We start from the raw sequence: 22,686 nt of genomic DNA, 5'->3' as shown, positions 1-22,686 counted from the left end.
AGCCAGCATGCGTAAATCTATGACGGGATAATTATACTGTCAATTAATACATTTTATTATAAATAATTAGTAACAATGGTTATTAAAATGAACAGCGATAAATAAATAATTTTTTACTCTATAACGGTCTTCAAACCGGGCAAAGGTAATTAAGATATTTTGTTAAATGTTGTTATTAATTTTATTATTGAATGTTATTTTTAACGAATTATTGGTGTGTGTTTATCCTTTTTTTTTCGATGGTATTAATTAATTCGATATCAGATCAAAAAGTTGAATAATGTTGTGAATTGCTCGGGCTTAATAACACTATAGTTTGAATGGTTTATTTTTGTTGTGGAATTGTAAGTAGACCGCTTTTAGTTCCACACACTTTTTGAGATTTCCGGTTTCTCGACCATCAGCCGGTATTCTTCCGGCGTCAGGTTATTCAGGGATTCATGAGGCCGCTCGCTGTTGTATTCCATCAGCCAGCGCTCTGTGATTTCCCTCGCTTCATTCAGTGTTCTGAACAGGTAAAAATCCAGGATTTCTGTCCGGTACGTTCGGTTAAAACGTTCGATGAAGGCATTCTGCGTGGGTTTTCCCGGTTTAATAAATTCCAGCATAACGCCATGCTCTTCAGCCCACTGCGCCAGAGTCAGCGAGATTAACTCTGGGCCATTGTCCATCCGCAGTTTCAGCGGATAACCACGGTTTGCCACGATCCTGTCCAGTACTCTGACCACCCGCTGCGCCGGGATATTCAGATCGATTTCTATTGCGAGAGCCTCGCGGTTAAAATCATCCACTACATTGAAGGTCCGAAAGCGTCTGCCGCAGACCAGCGCATCATGCATAAAATCCATCGACCAGCTCTGGTTAAGTGCTTCCGGCGTCGACAACGGAGTCGGATTGCGCACCGGCAGACGTTGCTTTCCCTTGCGGCGAAAATTCAGTTTAAGCAGACAGTAAATCCTGTGAACACGTTTATGATTCCAGGCATTGCCTTGCCTGCGCAGCACCTGAAACAGCTTCTTGAAGCCGTAACGGGGATAGCGTTCGGCCACCTCCGACAGAGCCTGGATCACCGGTTCATCACGACAGGTTTCCGGCTGATAAAAATACACCGTCCTGCTCAGCGATAACGTCCTGCATGCCTGGCGTATGCTCATCGTAAACTGCGCGGTCAGGTAACTGACGAGCTCACGCTTTATCGCTGGTTTTAAAGCTTTTTTTCAATAACATCTTTGAGTGCGCGGCACTCCAAACTCAGATCGGCAAACATCTGTTTCAGTCGTCGGTTTTCGTCTTCGAGATCTTTCATCTTTTTGATATCAGAGGCTTCCATACCGCCGAACTTCGCTTTCCAGTTGTAGTACGAAGCCTCGGATATTCCCGCTTCTCGGCAGACGTCTTTGACGGTACGTCCGGCTTCAACGGACTTCAAAACGGCGATGATCTGGTGCTCGGTAAATCGGGCTTTGCGCATAGCGATCTCCTCAACGGGACATAATCAGTATGTCGGAAGATCTCTAAAAGTGAATGGTTCGTTTTGCAGGGATGCTTACAGAATGACAGGGAAGTGAATGATTCTTGCCTCAAAGCATTAACACTTTACGTTACTGAGAACGGTAAGGTTTGTATTGTCCTGAAACGTGAATTATTGGGGGATACGTTGTGAAAAGACATTTCTTGGCACTTCTATTCCATCGGCTTATTCATTTTTTGATGGATTCGACATATCTCGGCGGAGTGCCGACCTTGCCAGATGTCATCTGGCAAGGTCGGTGATTTTCTGTCACACAAGCCGTTTAATCATCACGATTGTGAGTGATATCTTTCAATCAGGTAACCGGAGCCGGGTTAAATACGGCCAAGGCATTGTGAAGACCCCATTGATCGGACCAGGTTTTCTTTGTACCGCTGGCAATATCCAGAATAAAACGGAAGAGTTGCCAGCCGACATCTTCAATGGTGGCTTCCCCAGTGGCGATAGTCCCCGCATTGATGTCCATGAGGTCGTACCAACGGTTTGCCAGCGTGGTACGCGTCGCCATTTTAATGACGGGAACAGCCAGTAAGCCATATGGCGTACCGCGACCGGTGGTAAAGACCTGAACGGTAATACCCGAGGCGAGTTGCTGCGTTCCGCAGACAAAATCGCTGGCGGGGGTTGCGGCGTAAATCAAACCACGTTTGGTTGGGCGCTGACCGGGCGATAACACTTCAACGATTGCACTGGTGCCTGATTTGGCAATTGAGCCAAGCGCTTTTTCCACGACGTTGGCCAGCCCGCCTTTTTTGTTACCGGGAGAGGGGTTAGCACTACGATCGGTCTGGCCGCTGTCAAGGTAGTTGTCATACCATGCCATCTCTTCTAACAGACGCTTGCCGACGCTTTCGTCGATAGCCCGTGGCGTTAGCAGATGAATCGCGTCGCGCACTTCGGTAACTTCCGAAAACATCACGGTTGCGCCGCAGCGGACCAGTAGATCTGAAGCAAAACCAACGGCGGGGTTAGCCGTCACACCTGAAAACGCATCGCTACCACCACACTGCATACCGACAACCAGCTCAGAAGCCGGACAGGTTTCACGTTGGCGTTTATTCAACTGTTGTAGGTGCCGATCGGCCATCGCCAAAATATCGTCCACCATCGATTTAAAGCCGACATGCTGTTCATCTTGTAAACGCACGATACTACTGTCATCCAGAGAAATTGTCTGAACATCAGGTGTGCCTTCAAGTAAACGCTCGGGCTGTAGCTTTTCACAACCGAGGCCGACAACCAATATTTCGCCCCCAAAATTGGGGTTCAGCGCCAGGTTATGGATTGTGCGGATGGGAACGACAGCCGCAGGCGCATTAATGGCAACGCCACAGCCGTACAAATGGTTGAGTGCAACAACACCGTCCACATTCGGGTACTTAGGCAATAGGTCGCGTTCAATAATTTTGACAACGTAGTCCACGACACCGGCAACGCAGTGGACGCTGGTGGTAATGCCCAGTAAATTTTTGGTGCCGACACTCCCATCCGCATTGCGGTAGCCTTCAAAGGTATACCCTTCTAAAGGAGGAAGTGGGGCTGGTACTTTTGTGGCCAGCGGCAATGTTTCAAGCGCGGGAGCCTTGGGTAATTCAACCAGTGATTCGTCGATCCAACTGCCTTGGGGGATATCACGCAGCGCATAGCCGATAATTTCGCCATAGCGTACAATTGCGCCTGCCTTGGGAATGTCGACTAGCGCAACTTTATGACCCTGTGGAATATGCTCAATTAATTCTAGTCCAGTATCAAACCGGGTACCTGCACGTAAACCATTATCATTAACGATAATAGCGACGTTGTCGTTATCATGGACTTTAATATAAAAAGCCTTCACGACATTTTGCTCGTTCTGTGACATAGCGTCTCCAGTTAATCTTTAACTATACCTGTGATACTTCAAGCTACATGTGAGTTGGCTTCGTTTCGTTTGGGTCGTTGCTTGCAACGTTCAAATCAGCGTCCAGCAAATTTGTCACCCGAATCACTTGCCGCCTTTCCTGCAACTCTAATTATTTAGGGTATAAAATCAGTAATTTTTATCGTAGTCATTTATAAAAGTAATGCAGATTTTATACACATAATATCTGATTTTTTATAGTACATAACTGTGCAATTGAATAATATTAATTGTTTTTAACGCCAAATAATTTGGCGATCATCCAGATTAACGTGATCTATCTCTCTTTTGATCTTTTCCTGTTCGTTATTGAAAATCATAGTGTGATGACTGTCGCAGGTTTTTGGGTGAATCTCATAAAAAACGCATTGTTCTATGCATATTATTGTGCAATCACACAGTGCTATTCCTTGGCTCTATTTTTATACTGATATCGTTTTCTGAATGTTCGTAGCGGAAACTGGTAGTGCAAGATTTTATTAATGACATCTTTTCCGGAAGAGAGGAGATGTTAAAGGCTCAAATGAACCATGCAGAAAGAATATTGGTTTATTTAGGTTGGTCATACTAATAATGATAATTAAGGTGATTTTATGAACTCCGATGCGGTTCTTCTAAAAAGAAAAACCTATGTTCGCTACATAATATTGTTAATTATATTTACAGTTACTGCAATAAACTATGCAGACCGTGCAACATTATCTATTGCAGGTACAGCCGTAGCGAAAGAATTACAGTTAGACGCGGTGCATATGGGCTATATTTTCTCCGCGTTTGGATGGTCGTATCTCGTGATGCAAATTCCAGGCGGTTGGTTACTTGACCGCTTTGGATCAAAGAAAGTTTATGCTTACAGTATCTTCTTCTGGTCGCTGTTCACCTTTTTACAAGGGTTCGTCGACTGGGTGCCATTAGTATGGGCGCCGGTAACCTTGTTTGCACTGCGCTTTATGCTCGGGTTTTCTGAAGCGCCTTCTTTTCCTGCTAATGCCCGTATTACGGCTGCCTGGTTCCCAACAAAAGAGCGTGGTACGGCATCCGCCATTTTTAACTCTGCCCAATATTTTTCGCTGGCAATCTTCTCTCCAATCCTCGGTTGGTTGACATATCAGTGGGGATGGGAGCATGTATTCCTGGTTATGGGCGGACTGGGATTTGTGCTAACTATTATCTGGGTGAAGTTTATTCATAACCCAACCGATCATCCCGGCATTAGCCAACAAGAATTGGAATATATTTCCAAGGGCGGTGCTGTTGTTGATATGGACCATAAGAAAGGTGACGGTAAAAGCAACGATGGTCCTAAATGGGATTACATCAAACAACTTCTCACTAATCGTATGATGTTAGGTGTATTCCTTGGCCAATACTTTATTAATAGTATCACCTGGTTCTTCCTTACCTGGTTCCCTATTTACCTGGTTCAGGAAAAGGGAATGTCTATCCTGAAGGTTGGTCTGATTGCAGCAATTCCGGCGTTGTGTGGATTTATCGGTGGTGTATTGGGTGGCGTCGTTTCTGATATGTTGTTAAAACGCGGTTATTCGTTAACTGCTGCTCGTAAAATCCCTATCGTTTTGGGGATGTTATTGGCATCCAGCATCATTCTTTGTAATTACACCGATAGTAATGTTTTAGTGGTCTCATTGATGGCGCTGGCTTTCTTTGGTAAAGGTTTCGGGGCATTAGGCTGGCCTGTCATTTCCGATACTGCACCGAAAGAAATTGTCGGGTTATGCGGTGGTGTATTTAACGTATTTGGTAATGTGGCTTCAATTGTTACACCATTGGTTATCGGTTATCTGGTCAAAGAGTTGCATTCTTTTAATAGTGCTCTGCTTTTTGTCGGTATTTCCGCAATAATGGCAATGCTGTGCTATCTGCTCGTTGTTGGTGAGATCAAACGTATGGAATTAAAGAAAAGTTAATAATTGATAATGGTTGTTGTCATTTATTAGCCACCGTAAATATGAATTAATAGAAGGTTATTATGAGTAATTCGATATTACCTAACCATTTTCGCCAAAATTTACGTGAGGGTAAAACCCTGATTGGCTGCTGGTGTGCGCTGGGTAATCCCATTTCAACCGAAGTATTGGGATTAGCAGGGTTTGACTGGCTGGTACTGGATGGTGAACACGCTCCTAACGACGTGATGACGTTTATCCCGCAGTTGATGGCGTTAAAGGGAAGTCACAGTGCGCCCGTCGTGCGTCCGCCGTGTAACGAGCCAGTTATCATCAAACGGCTGTTAGATATTGGTTTTAATAATTTTCTGGTTCCTTTTGTTGAATCGGAAGAGGAAGCCATTCGTGCGGTAGCGTCCACACGCTATCCACCGGCAGGGATTCGCGGGGTATCGGTTGCCCATCGGAGTAATCGCTATGGCACCGAGCCGGACTATTTTGCCACCATTAACGACAATATTACCGTCATGGTGCAGATAGAAAGTCAGGCCGGTATTGATCATCTGGATGCGATTGCGGCGGTTGACGGCGTAGACGGTATTTTTGTTGGGCCGGGTGATTTATCCGCTGCGCTAGGCTATCTGGGCCAGCCGAATCATCCAGAAGTTCAGAAAGCGATCCGCCATATCTTTGAGCGCGCCGCGGCACATAACAAGCCGTGCGGCATTCTGGCTCCGGCAGAAGTGGATGCCCGTCGCTATCTGGAATGGGGTGCGACGTTTGTGGCTGTCGGAAGCGATCTGGGCATATTCCGCGGTGCAACACAGGCACTGAGCGATAAATTCAAGAAGTAATTCTGCGGCGAAGTGAATCCGCAACCTGCGGATTCATCGCGAATTGAAGTGATATCTACATCAGACAATGAGGTTATAGCAATGAAAATTGGTTTTATTGGGCTTGGCATTATGGGAAAACCGATGAGTAAAAATCTGCTGAAAGCAGGTTACTCATTAGTCGTGATGGATCGGAATCTGGAAGCCGTCGCGGAAGTGGTTGCGGCAGGTGCGACGGCGGCGGAAACGCCAAAAGCTGTTGCAGAGCAAAGTGATGTCATCATCACCATGTTACCGAATTCACCTCATGTCAAAGAGGTTGTGCTGGGCGAAAACGGTGTAATTGACGGCGCACGTGCTGGCAGCATTGTTGTAGATATGAGCTCGATCGCACCGTTAGCCAGCCGTGAAATTGCGGCTGCGTTAGCCGAAAAAGGCATCCTGATGCTGGATGCGCCAGTCAGTGGTGGCGAACCAAAAGCGATCGACGGTACGCTCTCAGTGATGGTGGGCGGCGATAAAGCACAGTTTGATCGTTGTTTTGATATTTTGAAAGCGATGGCAGGTTCCGTTGTCCATACTGGTGACATTGGTGCTGGCAACGTGACCAAACTGGCGAACCAAGTGATTGTTGCGTTGAATATCGCTGCGATGTCCGAAGCATTGGTTCTGGCGACTAAAGCGGGTGTGAACCCTGAGTTGGTCTACCAGGCTATTCGTGGTGGTTTGGCCGGTAGTACCGTGCTGGATGCTAAAGCACCGATGGTGCTGGATCGTAACTTCAAACCAGGCTTCCGTATTGATTTGCATATCAAGGACTTGGCGAACGCGTTAGATACCTCTCACGGTGTAGGCGCTCAGTTGCCGTTGACCGCAGCGGTGATGGAAATGATGCAGGCGTTGAAAGCGGACGATCTGGGTACCGCCGATCACAGCGCATTAGCCTGTTATTACGAGAAATTGGCCAAGATCGAAGTGACGAGATAGGCAGTAATATAACCGTTAGCGAGACCGGCAGCATTATCGGATGCCGGTCTGGTTGATGGCTTCTGATAAGCGCCGATTCATGAGCGCGGATTAAGTACAATCGGAACGTTGATGAAATCGGATCGTTTATGAAAATAGTGATCGCACCGGATTCTTATAAAGAAAGCCTGTCTGCACAAAACGTTGCCATACAAATCGAAAAAGGGTTTCGTGAAATATTCCCCGATGCCTGCTACGTCAAATTGCCAGTCGCAGACGGTGGTGAAGGCACGGTTGAGGCGATGGTCGCTGCAACCGGTGGCAGGATTGTCAACGTCAACGTGACGGGGCCATTGGGCGAAAATATTGATGCCTTTTTTGGCTTGTCCGGTGATGAGAAAACGGCGTTTATAGAAATGGCGGCAGCCAGTGGATTGGAGTTGGTTCCGGCCCCGCAGCGTAACCCGTTGCTGACGACCAGTTATGGTACGGGCGAGCTGATCCGTTGCGCGCTGGATCACGGCGTGGAGCACTGCATTATCGGAATTGGTGGCAGTGCGACCAATGATGGTGGTGCGGGTATGGTACAGGCATTGGGCGTCAGGTTGCTCAATGAGGCGGGTGAAGAGATTGGTTTTGGCGGCGGTGAACTTGATAAGCTGGCAAGCATTGATATCAGGGATGTGGATACGCGTATCAAACGCTGTCGTTTTGAAGTGGCCTGTGATGTCACCAACCCGTTGACGGGTAAGCAAGGGGCTTCCGCTGTGTTTGGCCCGCAAAAAGGCGCGACGCCAGCGATGATAGAACAACTGGATAATGCGTTGAAGCACTATGCTGCGGTGATCCGCCATGATTTGGATAAGGACGTTGAGCAAGTTCCTGGAGCCGGTGCAGCCGGAGGGATGGGCGCCGCGTTGCAGGCATTCTGTGGTGCAGAACTCCGTCAGGGTATTGAAATTGTCACGGAAGCGCTGGGGTTGGATGAACTGGTCAAAGATGCGTCGCTGGTGATTACCGGAGAAGGGCGAATCGATAGCCAGACGATCCACGGGAAGGTGCCAATCGGCGTAGCTCGTGTCGCGAAGCGTTACAATAAGCCAGTGATTGGTATTGCCGGTAGTCTGACGGCGGATGTTGGTGTAGTACATGAACACGGTCTGGATGCCGTATTCAGCGTACTTTATAATATCTGTTCACTGGAAGACGCATTGGATAATGCAGCGGAAAATGTCAGGATGACGGCTCGCAACATTGCCGCGACAATCAGATTGTCAGCAGGTTTAGTATAATGCGATATGAGCAACAAGCGCTTTTTTCTAAAGCGCTTGTTCATTGGAATAGCTTTTATGGAAATGTCAGTCTCCCACCTAATCCCTCTTTTATTTAATGGTTTTAATACCAATCTATTTACATAATATCCATTAGAAACTATTATTTTCGTATACAGTAATTGGATTTTATTAATTGAATTGAGTGTTTTAATTTCTTTTATTATAAAAATTAACTAAATATCACTTTGCGTTTTTTGTGAATGATATCTCATTGTCTTGTGCTGTCGCCTTATTTTAATCCTTATTATATTTTAATATTGAGCGTTTGCCCAATGAGCTGCTTAATGGGGATGCTTATACTTTTTAGTGAAGTCGATGTGGTTGATTTTTTATTCCGCTCTATCGATTGCATATCAATAATATTAACTTAATAACCTGTCTTTCATTCTGACCTCACTACCACTACATTCGTTTAAAGAATAAAGATAAGGTCGCGATAATAAAGTAGGTAAATATGAAAGCATCTATTGGTGCACTATCTGTTTTTAATACTTTAATATTTAGTTCATTTTATACCGTGCTAAAGTTTGATAACTGTTTCGATGTTGCCAGCGTCAAGGCGTCTCGTGTCGAGGGCAAGCATCATGGCTGAAACAACACTCCCCCTGGCTAAAACCAAAACGCATTCTCGGTTCTGGATTTTAGCCATTCTGTTCATCATCAGTACCGTCAATTATGCAGACCGCTCTACGCTTTCTATCGCAGGGCCGCATGTCGCTTCCGACTTGGGGTTAGACCCGCTACAAATGGGATATGTCTTTTCTGCTTTTGGCTGGGCTTATATGCTGGCCCAACTTCCAGGCGGTTGGTTGCTCGATCGCTTCGGCTCTAAAATTGTGTACGGTTTTGCCATTTTTATCTGGTCTATTTTCACGTTTGCACAAGGTTTTGTTCATTTCTTCGCTTCAGCAGCCATGATGTTGTTTATTTTGCGCTTCATGGTCGGTTTTTCTGAGGCTCCGGTTATGCCTGCAAACAGTCGTATTGTTTCGGCGTGGTTTCCTGTCCGTGAACGAGGTACGGCCTCTGCCATTTTTAATATTTCTCAATATGCGGCGTTAGTCGTATTCAATCCATTATTAGGCTGGATTACTCAGGAAGTGAGTTGGGAATATGTATTCATCGTGATGGGTATGGTCGGCATGGTGCTGTCTCTGGTGTGGTACAAGACCATGTATAGCCCGATGAAGCATCCGACGGTCAGTAAGGAAGAAGTGGACTATATCCGCGATGGCGGTGGACTTGTCAACATGGACGATGATCCAAGCCATAAGAAAAGCGCATCGGGCCCGCAGTTCGGCTATGTAAAACAGTTGCTCTCCAGCCGTATGCTGTTGGGGATTTATCTGGCGAACTATTGTGTTAATGCCATTACCTGGTTCTTCCTTTCCTGGTTCCCTATCTACCTGGTGAAAGGTCGTGGAATGTCCATTCTGGAAGCTGGTTTCATTGCCGCTCTGCCTGCCGTGTGTGGCTGTATTGGTGGGGTATTGGGCGGCGTATTTTCAGATTATCTGCTCAATAAAGGGTATTCGCTTTCTGTGGCACGTAAGACGCCAATTATTCTGGGGATGTTGATGTGTAGCAGTATGGTGATTTGTAACTACACCACATCCGATGTCGTTGTTGTTGCCGCTATGTGTCTGGCATTTTTCGGTAAAGGCGTCGGCGCGCTTGGTTGGACGGTTAATGCGGATACAGCACCAAAAGAAATTGTTGGGTTAAGCGGTGGGGTGCTGAATCTGGTCACCCAAATTGGTGCCATCACGACGCCGATCGTCATTGGATACATCTTAAAAGAAACAGGTTCATTTGACGGCGCTTTGTTGTACGTCGTAGCCAATGGCTTAGTGGTGATTTTTAGCTACCTGTTCATTGTTGGCAAGATCCAGCGTCTCGAGTTGAAACCGTTAACCGCATAATTTATCTATTTGAATTCCAGGAGTATGTCATGGGCAGTAATCGTTTTTCAGATACCCCCGTCATTGTTGATATGAAGGTTATCCCTGTCGCGGGTTATGACAGCATGTTGTTGAATATTGGTGGTGCGCATGGTGCTTATTTTACGCGCAATATCGTTATCCTGACCGATAACGCAGGCCATACTGGCGTGGGCGAAGCTCCCGGTGGTGAAGTGATTTATAACACCTTAGTGGAGGTGATCCCGCGTGTAAAAGGTCAGCAGATTGCACGCATGAATCGTTTAGTGCATGACGTACATAAAGGTAACCAGTCTTCAGACTTCGATTCCTTTGGTAAGGGGGCGTGGACGTTTGAGTTACGAGTTAATGCCGTCGCCGCGTTGGAAGCCGCATTACTCGATCTGATGGGGCAATTCATGGGGGTGCCCGTGGCAGAGTTATTGGGGCCAGGGAAACAACGTGATGAAGTCACCGTGTTGGGTTACTTATTTTACGTCGGTGACCGTACCAAAACCGATTTGCCTTATTTGGAAGGTGAGAAAGGTAAACACGAGTGGTACCACCTGCGTCATCAGAAGGCGATGGATAGCGACGCGGTTGTCCGTTTGGCGGAAGCCACCACGGATCGTTATGGGTTTAAAGATTTCAAATTAAAAGGTGGTGTGCTACCGGGCGAGCAGGAAATCGATACGGTTAAAGCACTCAAAAAACGTTTCCCTGATGCTCGTATTACTGTTGATCCAAACGGAGCCTGGCTGCTGGACGAAGCGATTCGTCTGTGTAAGGGGATGCAGGGAATTTTGACCTACGCTGAAGATCCTTGCGGTGCTGAACAAGGTTTTTCTGGGCGAGAGGTGATGTCCGAGTTTCGTCGCGCCACTGGTCTACCGGTTGCGACCAATATGATTGCCACTAACTGGCGTGAAATGAACCACGCTGTCATGTTGCAGGCTGTCGATATTCCTCTGGCTGACCCACATTTCTGGACGATGCATGGTGCTGTGCGAGTGGCACAGATGTGTGATGAGTGGGGGTTAACATGGGGTTGCCATTCCAACAATCACTTTGATATTTCTCTGGCGATGTTCACACATGTCGGTGCTGCAGCACCGGGCAATCCGACAGCGATTGATACCCATTGGATTTGGCAGGAAGGACAGCATCTGACCAAAGAACCCCTGCAAATCGTCAATGGCAAAATCAAAGTGCCTGACCGTCCCGGTTTGGGGATAGAACTGGATATGGAACAGGTAATGAAAGCCCACGAACTGCACAAAAGGTTACCGAGTGGGGCGCGTAATGATGCGGCGGCAATGCAATATCTGATCCCCGGTTGGACGTTTGATCGCAAACGCCCGGTGTTTGGTCGCTAACCGTATTGATATGAATTATGACGGGTATAGAGAGAAAGGATAAAAAGATGGCATTGCAAAGTTCAACACCGATTATTACCCACATGCAGGTTATTCCCGTTGCGGGTCATGACAGCATGCTGCTTAACCTGAGTGGTGCGCATGCGCCGTACTTCACTCGAAACATTGTCATCCTGAAGGATAACAGCGGGAATACCGGCGTCGGTGAAATTCCTGGCGGTGAAAAGATCCGTCAGACGTTGGAGGATGCTTCCGCGCTGGTTGTGGGGAAAACACTGGGTGAATACAAAAATGTGATGACGGCGGTACGGGCGAAGTTTGCCGATCGTGATGCGTCCGGGCGTGGTTTGCAGACATTCGATCTGCGTACCACCATCCATGTAGTGACAGCCATTGAAGCTGCCATGCTTGACTTGCTTGGTCAGTTCCTGAATGTGACCGTGGCGTCGTTGCTTGGCGATGGGCAGCAGCGTGACGCGGTTGAGATGCTGGGCTACCTGTTTTACATCGGCGATCGCAATAAAACCGATTTGCCTTATCAGAACCAATCCGATGATAAATGTGACTGGTATCGTTTACGTCACGAAGAAGCGCTATCACCAGAGGCCGTCGTTCGGCTGGCAGAAGCGGCCTATGAGAAATACGGATTTAATGACTTCAAACTGAAAGGTGGCGTACTGGCTGGTAGTGAAGAAGCGGAAGCGGTAACCGCGCTAGCGAAACGCTTTCCACAGGCACGTATTACGCTGGACCCAAATGGTGCCTGGTCGCTGGATGAAGCAATCAAATTAGGCAAACAGCTGCGTGGTGTACTGGCCTATGCCGAAGATCCGTGTGGTGCAGAACAAGGGTTCTCTGGCCGGGAAGTGATGTCGGAGTTCCGTCGTGCGACGGGGCTGCCCACCGCGACCAACATGATTGCCACTGACTGGCGGCAAATGGGGCATACCATTTCTTTGCAATCGGTCGATATTCCACTGGCTGACCCGCATTTCTGGACGATGCAAGGTTCTGTACGTGTCGCGCAGATGTGCCACGAATGGGGATTGACCTGGGGTTCACACTCCAACAATCACTTTGATATCTCTCTGGCGATGTTTACCCATGTCGGTGCTGCGGCTCCTGGCAAGATTGCTGCACTTGATACGCACTGGATTTGGCAGGAAGGCAATCAGCGTCTGACCAAAGCGCCGTTGCAGATTGTGGGGGGAATGGTGGAAGTGCCGAAGAAACCGGGGCTGGGTGTCGAACTAGATATGGATCAGGTGATGAAGGCACATGAGCTGTATAAAACGAAGGGATTAGGTGCACGTAACGATGCGATGGGAATGCAATACCTGATCCCGAATTGGACGTTTGATAATAAACGTCCGTGCCTGGTGCGCTAACGTTTTGCTTTTTAGCGGTGCCGTTTCGGGTGAAACGGCACCGGGATCATCTATTCACTGGAGAACGCATTGGATAATGCGGCTGAAAATGTCAGGATGACGGGCCCGCAATATTGCTGCGACCATCAGATTGTCAACAGGTTTAGTATAATGCGATATGAGCAACAAGCGTTTTTTCTAAATCGCTTGTTTATTGGATGGATGCCTGTCGCAAATGTAAGTTTGCCGCCTCTGTGACATTGTCTATTTCGTCCAGTAACTCCAGCCATTCTGGTTCCAATTCACCGCTATCGATACCTTTATTTAATTGTTTTTCAAGGTAATAGCAGATGCGTTTTAATCGCGGTACACCGCTATAACTACAGCTGCCGTGTAGTTTATGAATTAATGCAACGATATCGTTGTCTGGGTTTCCGTCTAATATTTTTTCAATTCTGTCGCGGACTTCGGGTAGAAAATCCAATAGCATTTGCAGTAGGTCTTGCGCGAGCTGCGGCTTATTGGCTGCCTGGCGCTGTGCCAGCGCCCAGTCTAGTGAAAGTTGGCTATCGTCATGTTCGTCTAATGGAGGAATCACCTCTACGGAATGTGAATATCTGGCTAATACGTTCCTCAGCATTTGTTCATCAATCGGTTTAGCTAAATAGTCATCCATCCCTGATTGCAGTAGGTGTTCTCGTTCGTTATCTACGGTGTGCGCAGTCACTGCAACGATCGGGGTTTCCGCATGATTGGGCAACTGACGGATGAGTTCGCTGGTACGGATACCATCCATGCCCGGCATCTGGATATCCATAAGGATAATATTGATATTATGGTTTTTGGCCTGAGCGATGGCATCGGTGCCGTTTTCACACAGAATAATATTTTCAACCTGTTCTTCCAGTAAGGTACCAATCAGCTTCAGATTCGCGGGGTTATCATCCACCGCCATTACGCTGAGTGGTAACCGCGTTGTATGAGGTGATGTCGACGGTATCTTTGGCGTATGTTCTTCTAACAATGTATGTTCTTCTAACAATGAAAGTTGAAACAGCGTGCTATCCTGCAATAGCGGTAGCAGGCGTGGCGCAGAGAGCGGCTTACTCAGGCAAGCGTGTACCCCAAATAATTTGAGTTGCTCAGGGTCCATTTGTGCAAGGCTGGGCAGCGCTAAAATGATGCAAGGCGCGAGACGGCAGGCATCACGCAATCTGGGGAGGTAATCCTGTAGGCTGTTGCGGTAATGGACGGGTATACCGAGCAGCAGAATATCAAATGAGGTCTCCGGAAGTTGTTCCAGCGTTGGGCTATAGCTGATCGTCAACGGTGTCTGACCCAGAATATTCAGCGTAGCCTGAGCGGCGGCTGAATTGGATTCAACATAGGCCAGGTGTTTACCTTGTAATCGATGATAGGTCGGTTCACTGGGAACCACATGAGGGTTTAAAGGCAAGTTAATATGGAACCAGAAAGTTGACCCTTGGTTTAACTGGCTCTGGAAACTAATATCCCCCCCCATTTCTTTGACTAAACGCTGGGTAATCACTAACCCGAGTCCGGTTCCACCATGACGACGAGAGATGCTGGTATCTGCCTGTCGAAAAGCTTGAAATAGTTGAGATTGTTGCATTTCCGCAATACCGATCCCAGAATCGCGGATTTGAATTTCCAATTGAACTTCATTGTATTCTTGTCGGCGTTTTTCAACGCGAATATCAATGTTGCCATGCTCGGTGAATTTAATCGCGTTGCCCAGTAAATTGGTAATGATTTGCTGTAGACGCAGCGGATCACCGACGAACTGCTCCGGGATATCGTTCTGGATATCCAACGTAAGCTCTAATCCTTTCTCATGCGCGGTGTGGGCTAGCAACATCACCATCTCGTCTAGCGTGTTATGCAGCGAAAACGGGATGTGTTCCAATATGAGTTTTCCGGCCTCCAGCTTTGAGAAATCTAGCACATCATTGATGATATTCAGCAGGTTATTGGCAGATCGTTCGATCGTGCGCAGGTAATCGGTTTGCGTCGCGTTCAACGGCGTTTTCAATGTCTGGCGGGTGAAACCAATCACACCATTCAGCGGTGTTCTGAGTTCGTGCGACATGTTTGCCAGGAACTCAGATTTAATTCGCGCGGCTTCCTGCGCCCGTTTCTTGGCAATATCCAGCTCAACGTTTTGGATTTCCATCTGTTCCAACGTTTCACGCAGGTCATAGGTCGCCTGATCGATATTTTGTTGCATTTCTTCATGGTAAGCCGTCAACGACATCGCCATTGAGTTGATGCCATTTTTCAGCATGTCGAGTTCGCCCAACATGTGGCCTTCTACCCGGCTGTCCAGTTGCCCGCGACGGATTCGATCGACCGTTTCAACCATATTACGAATAGGGGCCGTGACATCTCGCATGAGGCGATAGGCAAACAGCACGGCAACCCCCAGACACAGCAGTAACAGCAACGCGGCAACAAAAATTTCCTGGTATTGCTGAAGCTTGATGGTCGTCATATCTAACTCAATGACCATATAGCCGATAGGTTTGATCGTACTGGGAAAGGAAAGCGCAAGACCGTCCGCGGTCAATTCACTGTCTGTCGTGATAGGCATATGCAGGATCAGCGAGCTTTCGGTGTAGTGCAACTGCAAACCGTGGTGAGCGGGGGCTTGATCAATAGGTGATGACGCTAATTTGCTATGGCGCACATTCGTGGTTGCCAGCAATTGGCTGCGATCGTCAAACACGCTAATGGCTCTGATAATATCGGAATGACGCCGGTGGATGGTGTTAATCAGCGGTTGAATGGTTTGCTGTTGTTGCTGCGTAATCGCATAAGCGCTAGTGATCACCAGTGGTTCGATGATACTGGTGCCCGTTTCGGCCAATTGTGTCTGGAGTTGGTTGTAGCGATGGATGACGAAAAAGGCACTGAGCAGCAATCCGATCATTAATGTCGGTGCCAAAATCATTATCAACATGCGTGCGCGCAGACTGTATTTGGTCATGGGGTTCCAATGTGGGAGAATTAAGGCAGTTCCCTTCATTTCTCAGTTTGCAGGTGTGCTGGCAGCCGCCCTTCCTGCGCGTTGAAATTCATGGGGTATCATCGTTCAACTCAAAAGATAAATCGACAGCAAATTATGGCGCAATTCTACTCTCCAAACCGGCGCGTGACGACCCGGCAAACGCTCACCGTGACGGTGGATTCCCTTGATGCATTCGGCCAAGGGGTTGCCAGGCATCAGGGGAAAACCATTTTTGTAACGGGAGCCCTGCCAGGAGAACAGGCGGAGATCCAACTGACTGATGAAAAGCGCCAGTTTGCACATGCTAAACTTAAACGCATTCTAACGCGCAGTGCTCAACGTGTTGATCCCGTTTGTCCACATTTCGGAACATGTGGGGGATGCCAACAACAACATGCCAATATTGAACTACAGCAGCACAGCAAGGCGTCTGCGCTAAGGCGTATGATGTCCCATGACTGGGAAGAAGATACCTTACCTGTGACCATGATTGCCGGGCCATCTTATGCCTACCGGCGACGAGCCCGGCTTGCGTTATACTGTCATGCCGAGAAAACAAAGCATGCTGAGAAAACAAACCATGCCGGGAAGCACGGACGTTTCCAGGAAACGCAGCCATCGAAACAGCAACGGTTGGTAATGGGATATCGGCAATCGGGTTCCCATGATTTAGTGGACATTAACGTCTGTCCCATATTGCGCCCGGAACTGGAAAGTTTGCTGTTGCCACTGCGTGATTGTCTGAGTCATTTGCAGGCTGTCAGGCGGTTGGGGCATGTTGAGTTGGTTCTGGCGGACAATGGGCCACTGATTGTGCTGCGTCATCTTGATCCGCTTAGCGCGGCGGATACGCAGACATTGCGTGATTTTGCCCAACAGAGGCATGTCGCCATTTATCTAGCGCCTGATGCTGAATCGCTGGTTTGCCTTAGCGGTGACGTACCAACGTATCAGATAGCAGGGTTAAATCTGGCTTTTAGCCCACGAGATTTTATTCAGGTTAACGACGCGGTTAACCAACAAATGGTGGCGCAAGCGTTGGCCTGGTTGGATGTACGACCTCAAGATAGGATCTTGGATCTGTTTTGCGGTATGGGAAATTTCACGCTTCCTCTGGCGCAGCGGGCCGCTCATGTCGTTGGTGTCGAAGGTGTGATGGCGTTAGTCAATAAAGGCCGTGAAAATGCACAGCGTAACGCACTCGGCAATGTCACATTTTTTCACCAAAATCTTGAGGATGATGTCACTCAGCAACCGTGGGCGGCTCAGGGTTTTGATAAGATACTGCTTGACCCTGCGCGAGCAGGCGCTGCCGGGGTGATGGCGCAGGTCGTTAAATTTTCGCCTCAGCGTGTGGTTTATGTTTCCTGTAACCCCACGACGCTGGCGCGTGACAGCAAAATATTACTCAGTGCCGGTTATCGGCTGGCAAATCTTGCTATGCTGGATATGTTTCCACATACCGGACACCTAGAGTCGATGGCACTATTTTTGCAGGATTCCGACGGGCGGTAACGTAGGGAGAAATTATGGTTGCAGTAAGAAGTGCGCATTTAAATACGGCGGGTGAATTTGTCCCTGACGCCTGGATTGCTTCGCTTGGCATTGCCAGTCAACAGTCATGTGAGCGTTTAGCCGAGACCTGGCGCTACTGTGAGCAACAAACGAAAGGCCATCCTGATGCGGTGCTGCTGTTATGGCGCGGTATCGAAATGGTGGAAATCCTCTCTACGTTGAGTATGGATAATGACAGCATGCGCGCTGCGCTGTTATTTCCCTTGGCCGATGCCAATCTGGTGGATGAAGCTACGCTGAAGGAAGCATTTGGCAGCAATATCGTTGATTTGGTGCATGGCGTGCGCGATATGGATGCCATCCGTCAGTTAAAAGCGACACAGCATGATTCGGTTGCGTCTGAACAGGTAGACAATATTCGCCGTATGCTGCTGGCGATGGTGGAAGATTTCCGCTGCGTAGTCATCAAGCTTGCTGAGCGCATCGCACACCTGCGAGAAGTCAAGGATGCTCCAGAAGAAGAACGTGTTCTGGCCGCGAAAGAGTGTACCAATATCTATGCGCCGTTAGCTAACCGCTTGGGGATTGGTCAGCTTAAATGGGAGCTGGAGGATTTCTGCTTCCGTTATCTACATCCTGATGAATATAAAAAAATCGCCAAACTGTTACATGAGCGGCGTATCGATCGTGAGCAGTACATTGACGATTTTGTTAAAACGTTGCGTGATGCGATGAAAGAGGAAGGGGTGGGGGCGGAGATTTATGGTCGCCCCAAACACATCTATAGCATCTGGCGCAAGATGCAGAAAAAATCCCTGTCGTTTGATGAACTGTTTGATGTCAGAGCCGTGCGCATTGTGGTGGAGCGCCTACAGGATTGCTACGGGGCATTAGGTATTGTTCATACCCATTATCGCCATTTGCCCGATGAGTTTGACGATTATGTCGCCAACCCAAAACCCAACGGCTATCAGTCTATCCATACCGTCGTGCTAGGGCCCGGCGGTAAGACGCTCGAAATTCAGATCCGTACTCGTCAGATGCATGAAGATGCTGAGTTGGGTGTGGCGGCACATTGGAAGTACAAAGAGGGAACGGTCGTCGGTGGGCGTTCAGGTTATGAAGGCCGCATTGCCTGGCTGCGTAAGCTGATTGCGTGGCAAGAGGAAATGGCTGATTCCGATGAAATGCTGGATGAGGTGCGTAGTCAGGTATTTGACGATCGGGTGTATGTATTTACGCCGAAAGGCGACGTTGTAGATTTACCCGCTGGGTCGACGCCGCTTGATTTTGCCTACCATATTCACAGCGATATCGGGCACCGTTGCATTGGTGCAAAGATCGGTGGACGTATCGTACCGTTTACCTATCAACTGCAAATGGGCGATCAGATTGAGATCATCACACAAAAGCAGCCGAATCCAAGCCGTGACTGGCTGAATCCAAATCTGGGATATATCACGACCAGTCGCGGACGTTCAAAGATTCAGAATTGGTTCCGCAAGCAGGATCGTGACAAAAATATCCTGGCGGGTCGGCAGATTCTGGATGATGAACTGGCGCATTTGGGCATTAGTCTGAAAGCGGCGGAAAAGCTGCTGTTACCACGTTATAACGTTAATTCACTGGATGAACTGTTGGCGGGGATCGGCGGTGGGGATGTACGCCTCAATCAGATGGTTAACTTCCTGCAATCTCAGTTGAACCAACCCAGTGCTGAAGAGCAGGACCGCGAAGCATTACGCCAACTGAAGCAAAAATCTCTGCAACCGCCAGTTCGTAGCAACAAAGATAATGGACGTGTTGTCGTTGAAGGCGTTGGTAATCTGATGCACCACATTGCTCGCTGCTGTCAGCCGATACCGGGTGATGAGATTACAGGGTTCATTACGCGCGGGCGAGGCATTTCAATTCACCGTGCTGATTGTGAACAACTGGACGAGTTGCGCGCCAGTTCACCGGAACGGATTGTGGATGCGGTATGGGGTGAAAGCTATTCCAGCGGTTATTCGCTGGTGGTGCGAGTCATCGCCAACGATCGCAGCGGCCTGCTGCGTGATATCACCACGATTCTGGCGAATGAGAAGGTCAATGTATTGGGCGTGGCAAGCCGCAGCGATACCAAACAGCAGTTGGCGACGATTGATATGGATATTGAGATATATAACTTGCAAGTGCTGGGGCGTGTATTAGCTAAGCTTAACCAATTACCTGATGTGATCGACGCACGGCGTCAGCAAGGCGGATAACGCCTGAAACGTCGATGACCCGTAATTCTCCCTCCTTCCTTTGCGAAGGGGGGATCCCTTCCGATAAATACAATGTTTTACAACTGAGAATCCAATGAATTTACCTGCAATTGAGCGCTTGCTCGCCATCATGACTACCCTGCGCGATCCTGAAAATGGCTGTCCGTGGGATAAGAAACAGACTTTTGACACCCTTACGCCCTATACGTTGGAAGAGACTTATGAAGTGCTGGATGCTATCAGCCGCCAGGATTTTGATGATTTGCGTGGTGAGCTGGGGGATTTGCTGTTTCAGGTGGTGTTTTACGCACAAATGGCGCAGGAAAAAGGATTATTCGATTTTTCCGACGTGTGTAACGCCATTAGCGATAAGTTGGAACGCCGTCATCCACATATTTTCGGAAAGCTGACGTTGACGGACAGCGATGCCGTGCTGGCAAACTGGGAGCAGACAAAAGCGCAGGAGCGTGCGGAAAAAGATCGGCATTCTCCCGTGGATGATATTCCTGATGCGCTGCCTGCGTTGATGAAAGCGCAAAAAATTCAGCAGCGTTGCGCTTCTGTTGGTTTCGATTGGGACAGCCTGGGGCCGGTGCTCGATAAAGTTTATGAAGAGATCGATGAAGTCATGCATGAGGCGCGTCAAGCCGTTGTTGATGAAGAAAAACTGGGCGAAGAAATTGGTGATTTATTATTCGCGACGGTGAATCTTTCACGACATCTTGGGCATAAGGCTGAGAGTGCATTACAGGCCGCAAATCGCAAGTTTACGCGTCGTTTTCGTCAGGTAGAACAAATCGTTACGGCATCGGGAAAATCGTTGGAACAGGCAACGCTGGAAGAAATGGAAGCTGCCTGGAATCAGGTGAAAATGCAGGAAAACAGCCATTAGATTCCGTTTCACACGGAATGAAGTATTTATTGATGATAGGTTTTTTATCTTTTTGTTTTTTAATGTAATGGTGACATTGGGTTAGAGGGGTTTTACCTCACCCAATGGGGTGCTGGAATCGCCACTTTGTGTAAAACGAACATTTGTGGCGCTCTTCAGGTTCAGGTATACTACTTTCCCGTCTTGGTACTTCCATCGTCCTTAAACCTAAACTCTCAGGTTCAGCATGACAACTAATTATATTTTTGTGACCGGCGGGGTCGTTTCCTCTCTGGGTAAAGGCATTGCCGCAGCCTCTCTGGCGGCTATTCTTGAAGCCCGTGGCCTCAACGTTACCATCATGAAACTGGACCCGTATATCAACGTGGATCCGGGCACGATGAGCCCGACGCAGCATGGTGAAGTATTTGTCACCGAAGACGGCGCCGAAACCGATCTGGACTTGGGCCACTACGAGCGTTTCATCCGCACCAAAATGTCGCGCCGCAACAACTTCACCACTGGCCGCATCTACTCTGATGTCCTGCGTAAAGAGCGCCGTGGTGACTATTTAGGCGCGACGATTCAGGTTATTCCTCACATTACCAACGCGATTAAAGAACGCATCCTTGAAGGTGGCGAAGGCCATGATGTGGTGCTGGTGGAAATCGGTGGTACTGTCGGTGATATCGAATCATTGCCATTCCTTGAAGCGATTCGGCAGATGGCGGTAGAAGTGGGCCGCGAGCATACCCTGTTTATGCACTTGACGCTGGTGCCGTACCTGGCGGCAGCGGGCGAGGTGAAAACCAAGCCGACTCAGCACTCCGTAAAAGAGTTACTTTCCATCGGTATTCAGCCGGATGTGCTGATTTGTCGTTCTGACCGTACCGTACCTGCTAACGAGCGTGCAAAGATTGCTTTATTCTGTAATGTGCCAGAAAAAGCAGTAATATCCCTTAAAGACATTGATTCCATTTATAAAATCCCGTCGCTATTGAAATCACAGGGGCTGGACGATTATATTTGTAAACGATTCAGCTTGAACTGTCCTGAAGCAAACCTGTCAGAATGGGAACAGGTTGTGTATGAAGAAGCGAACCCGGGTGGTGAAGTCACTATCGGTATGGTCGGTAAATATGTCGCCCTGCCGGATGCCTACAAATCCGTGATTGAAGCACTGAAACACGGCGGTTTGAAGAATCGTTTGACGGTAAACATCAAGCTGATTGATTCGCAGGATGTCGAAACCCGTGGTGTCGACGTACTGAAAGATTTAGACGCTATTCTGATTCCAGGCGGTTTTGGCTATCGTGGCGTCGAAGGGAAAATCATGGCGGCGAATTACGCCCGTGAGAACCAAATCCCTTATCTGGGCATTTGCCTGGGGATGCAGGTCGCATTAATGGAATTTGCCCGTAACGTTGTGGGGATGGATGGGGCAAACTCTACGGAGTTTGTGCCAGACTGTAAGTACCCGGTGGTTGCGTTGATCACGGAATGGCGTGACGAGAACGGCAATGTTGAAGTTCGTGATGAAGCCAGCGATCTGGGTGGCACCATGCGCGTTGGCGGGCAGCAATGCCACTTAACGGAAGGCAGTCTGGTACGCCAGCTTTACGGTGAGCCGACCATCATTGAACGCCATCGTCACCGTTATGAAGTGAACAATATGCTGTTGAAACAGATTGAAGCGGCGGGATTACGGATTGCTGGCCTTTCCGCCGATCGCAAACTGGTGGAGATCGTTGAATTACCCGATCATCCATGGTTCGTGGCTTGTCAGTTCCATCCGGAATTTACATCAACGCCGCGAGATGGGCACCCCCTGTTTGCCGGCTTTGTAAAAGCCGCTGGCGCTTACCAAAAGCGTCAGATGAAGTAAAGGTT

General features: G+C 48.3%; 14 protein-coding genes. 11 read left to right on the top strand and 3 right to left on the bottom strand.

Going from position 1 to position 22,686, the window contains the following annotated elements; genetic code table 11:
• Positions 1-359 precede the first annotated feature (359 nt).
• Together ACKPVM_RS06520 and garD are read right to left on the bottom strand one after the other, a co-directional pair.
• Positions 360-1,471, bottom strand: a protein-coding gene (locus tag ACKPVM_RS06520) for an IS3 family transposase (RefSeq protein WP_409307936.1) whose coding sequence is annotated in 2 segments (ribosomal slippage) — positions 360-1,210 and positions 1,210-1,471 — 1,113 coding nt in all. Because the reading frame shifts where the segments join, the coding sequence is not laid out codon by codon here.
• A 355-nt stretch (positions 1,472-1,826) separates the two neighbouring features.
• Positions 1,827-3,392: a galactarate dehydratase gene (garD, locus tag ACKPVM_RS06515; protein ID WP_409307934.1), complete on the bottom strand. Its 1,566-nt coding sequence runs from the start codon at positions 3,390-3,392 to the stop codon at positions 1,827-1,829.
• Positions 3,393-4,024: 632 nt separating this feature from the next.
• Here garD and ACKPVM_RS06510 point away from each other — a divergent pair.
• The 7 genes from ACKPVM_RS06510 to gudD all read left to right on the top strand — a co-directional run bounded on the left by ACKPVM_RS06510 (position 4,025) and on the right by gudD (position 13,154).
• Positions 4,025-5,359, top strand: coding sequence for an MFS transporter (locus ACKPVM_RS06510; RefSeq protein WP_409307933.1), 1,335 nt, complete (start codon positions 4,025-4,027; stop codon positions 5,357-5,359).
• A gap of 62 nt (positions 5,360-5,421) precedes the next feature.
• Positions 5,422-6,192 (top strand): 2-dehydro-3-deoxyglucarate aldolase, encoded by a 771-nt coding sequence (gene garL, locus ACKPVM_RS06505; protein WP_409307931.1) that lies wholly within the window; start codon positions 5,422-5,424, stop codon positions 6,190-6,192.
• A gap of 75 nt (positions 6,193-6,267) precedes the next feature.
• The gene (garR, locus tag ACKPVM_RS06500; RefSeq protein ID WP_409308235.1) at positions 6,268-7,158 is read left to right on the top strand and encodes a 2-hydroxy-3-oxopropionate reductase; all 891 of its coding nucleotides are present in this window, start codon (positions 6,268-6,270) and stop codon (positions 7,156-7,158) included.
• A gap of 128 nt (positions 7,159-7,286) precedes the next feature.
• Positions 7,287-8,429, top strand: coding sequence for a glycerate kinase (locus ACKPVM_RS06495; RefSeq protein WP_409307929.1), 1,143 nt, complete (start codon positions 7,287-7,289; stop codon positions 8,427-8,429).
• Positions 8,430-9,055: 626 nt separating this feature from the next.
• Positions 9,056-10,393, top strand: a complete 1,338-nt coding sequence (locus tag ACKPVM_RS06490; RefSeq protein WP_409307928.1) for an MFS transporter — start codon at positions 9,056-9,058, stop codon at positions 10,391-10,393.
• 29 nt (positions 10,394-10,422) lie between these two features.
• Positions 10,423-11,766, top strand: a complete 1,344-nt coding sequence (locus tag ACKPVM_RS06485; RefSeq protein ID WP_409307926.1) for an enolase C-terminal domain-like protein — start codon at positions 10,423-10,425, stop codon at positions 11,764-11,766.
• Between the two features lie 47 nt (positions 11,767-11,813).
• Positions 11,814-13,154, top strand: a complete 1,341-nt coding sequence (gene gudD, locus ACKPVM_RS06480; RefSeq protein WP_409307924.1) for a glucarate dehydratase — start codon at positions 11,814-11,816, stop codon at positions 13,152-13,154.
• 190 nt (positions 13,155-13,344) lie between these two features.
• Here gudD and barA read toward each other — a convergent pair whose 3' ends face one another.
• The gene (barA, locus tag ACKPVM_RS06475; RefSeq protein ID WP_409307922.1) at positions 13,345-16,140 is read right to left on the bottom strand and encodes a two-component sensor histidine kinase BarA; all 2,796 of its coding nucleotides are present in this window, start codon (positions 16,138-16,140) and stop codon (positions 13,345-13,347) included.
• 135 nt (positions 16,141-16,275) lie between these two features.
• Here barA and rlmD point away from each other — a divergent pair, with 135 nt between their 5' ends.
• The 4 genes from rlmD (at position 16,276) to pyrG (ending at position 22,681) form a co-directional block, all read left to right on the top strand.
• The gene (rlmD, locus tag ACKPVM_RS06470; protein ID WP_409307921.1) at positions 16,276-17,676 is read left to right on the top strand and encodes a 23S rRNA (uracil(1939)-C(5))-methyltransferase RlmD; all 1,401 of its coding nucleotides are present in this window, start codon (positions 16,276-16,278) and stop codon (positions 17,674-17,676) included.
• Positions 17,677-17,690: 14 nt separating this feature from the next.
• A complete protein-coding gene (gene relA, locus ACKPVM_RS06465) occupies positions 17,691-19,925 on the top strand; it encodes a GTP diphosphokinase (protein WP_409307919.1) in 2,235 nt (744 codons plus the stop codon).
• A 94-nt stretch (positions 19,926-20,019) separates the two neighbouring features.
• Positions 20,020-20,817, top strand: coding sequence for a nucleoside triphosphate pyrophosphohydrolase (gene mazG, locus ACKPVM_RS06460; RefSeq protein WP_409307918.1), 798 nt, complete (start codon positions 20,020-20,022; stop codon positions 20,815-20,817).
• A 226-nt stretch (positions 20,818-21,043) separates the two neighbouring features.
• Positions 21,044-22,681 (top strand): glutamine hydrolyzing CTP synthase, encoded by a 1,638-nt coding sequence (gene pyrG / locus ACKPVM_RS06455; RefSeq protein WP_409307916.1) that lies wholly within the window; start codon positions 21,044-21,046, stop codon positions 22,679-22,681.
• Positions 22,682-22,686 lie beyond the last annotated feature (5 nt).

This window comes from Pectobacterium hainanensis, from assembly GCF_046237015.1.
GTDB lineage: Bacteria > Pseudomonadota > Gammaproteobacteria > Enterobacterales > Enterobacteriaceae > JBJYIN01.
This window is presented reverse-complemented; position numbering and strand designations above follow the sequence as displayed.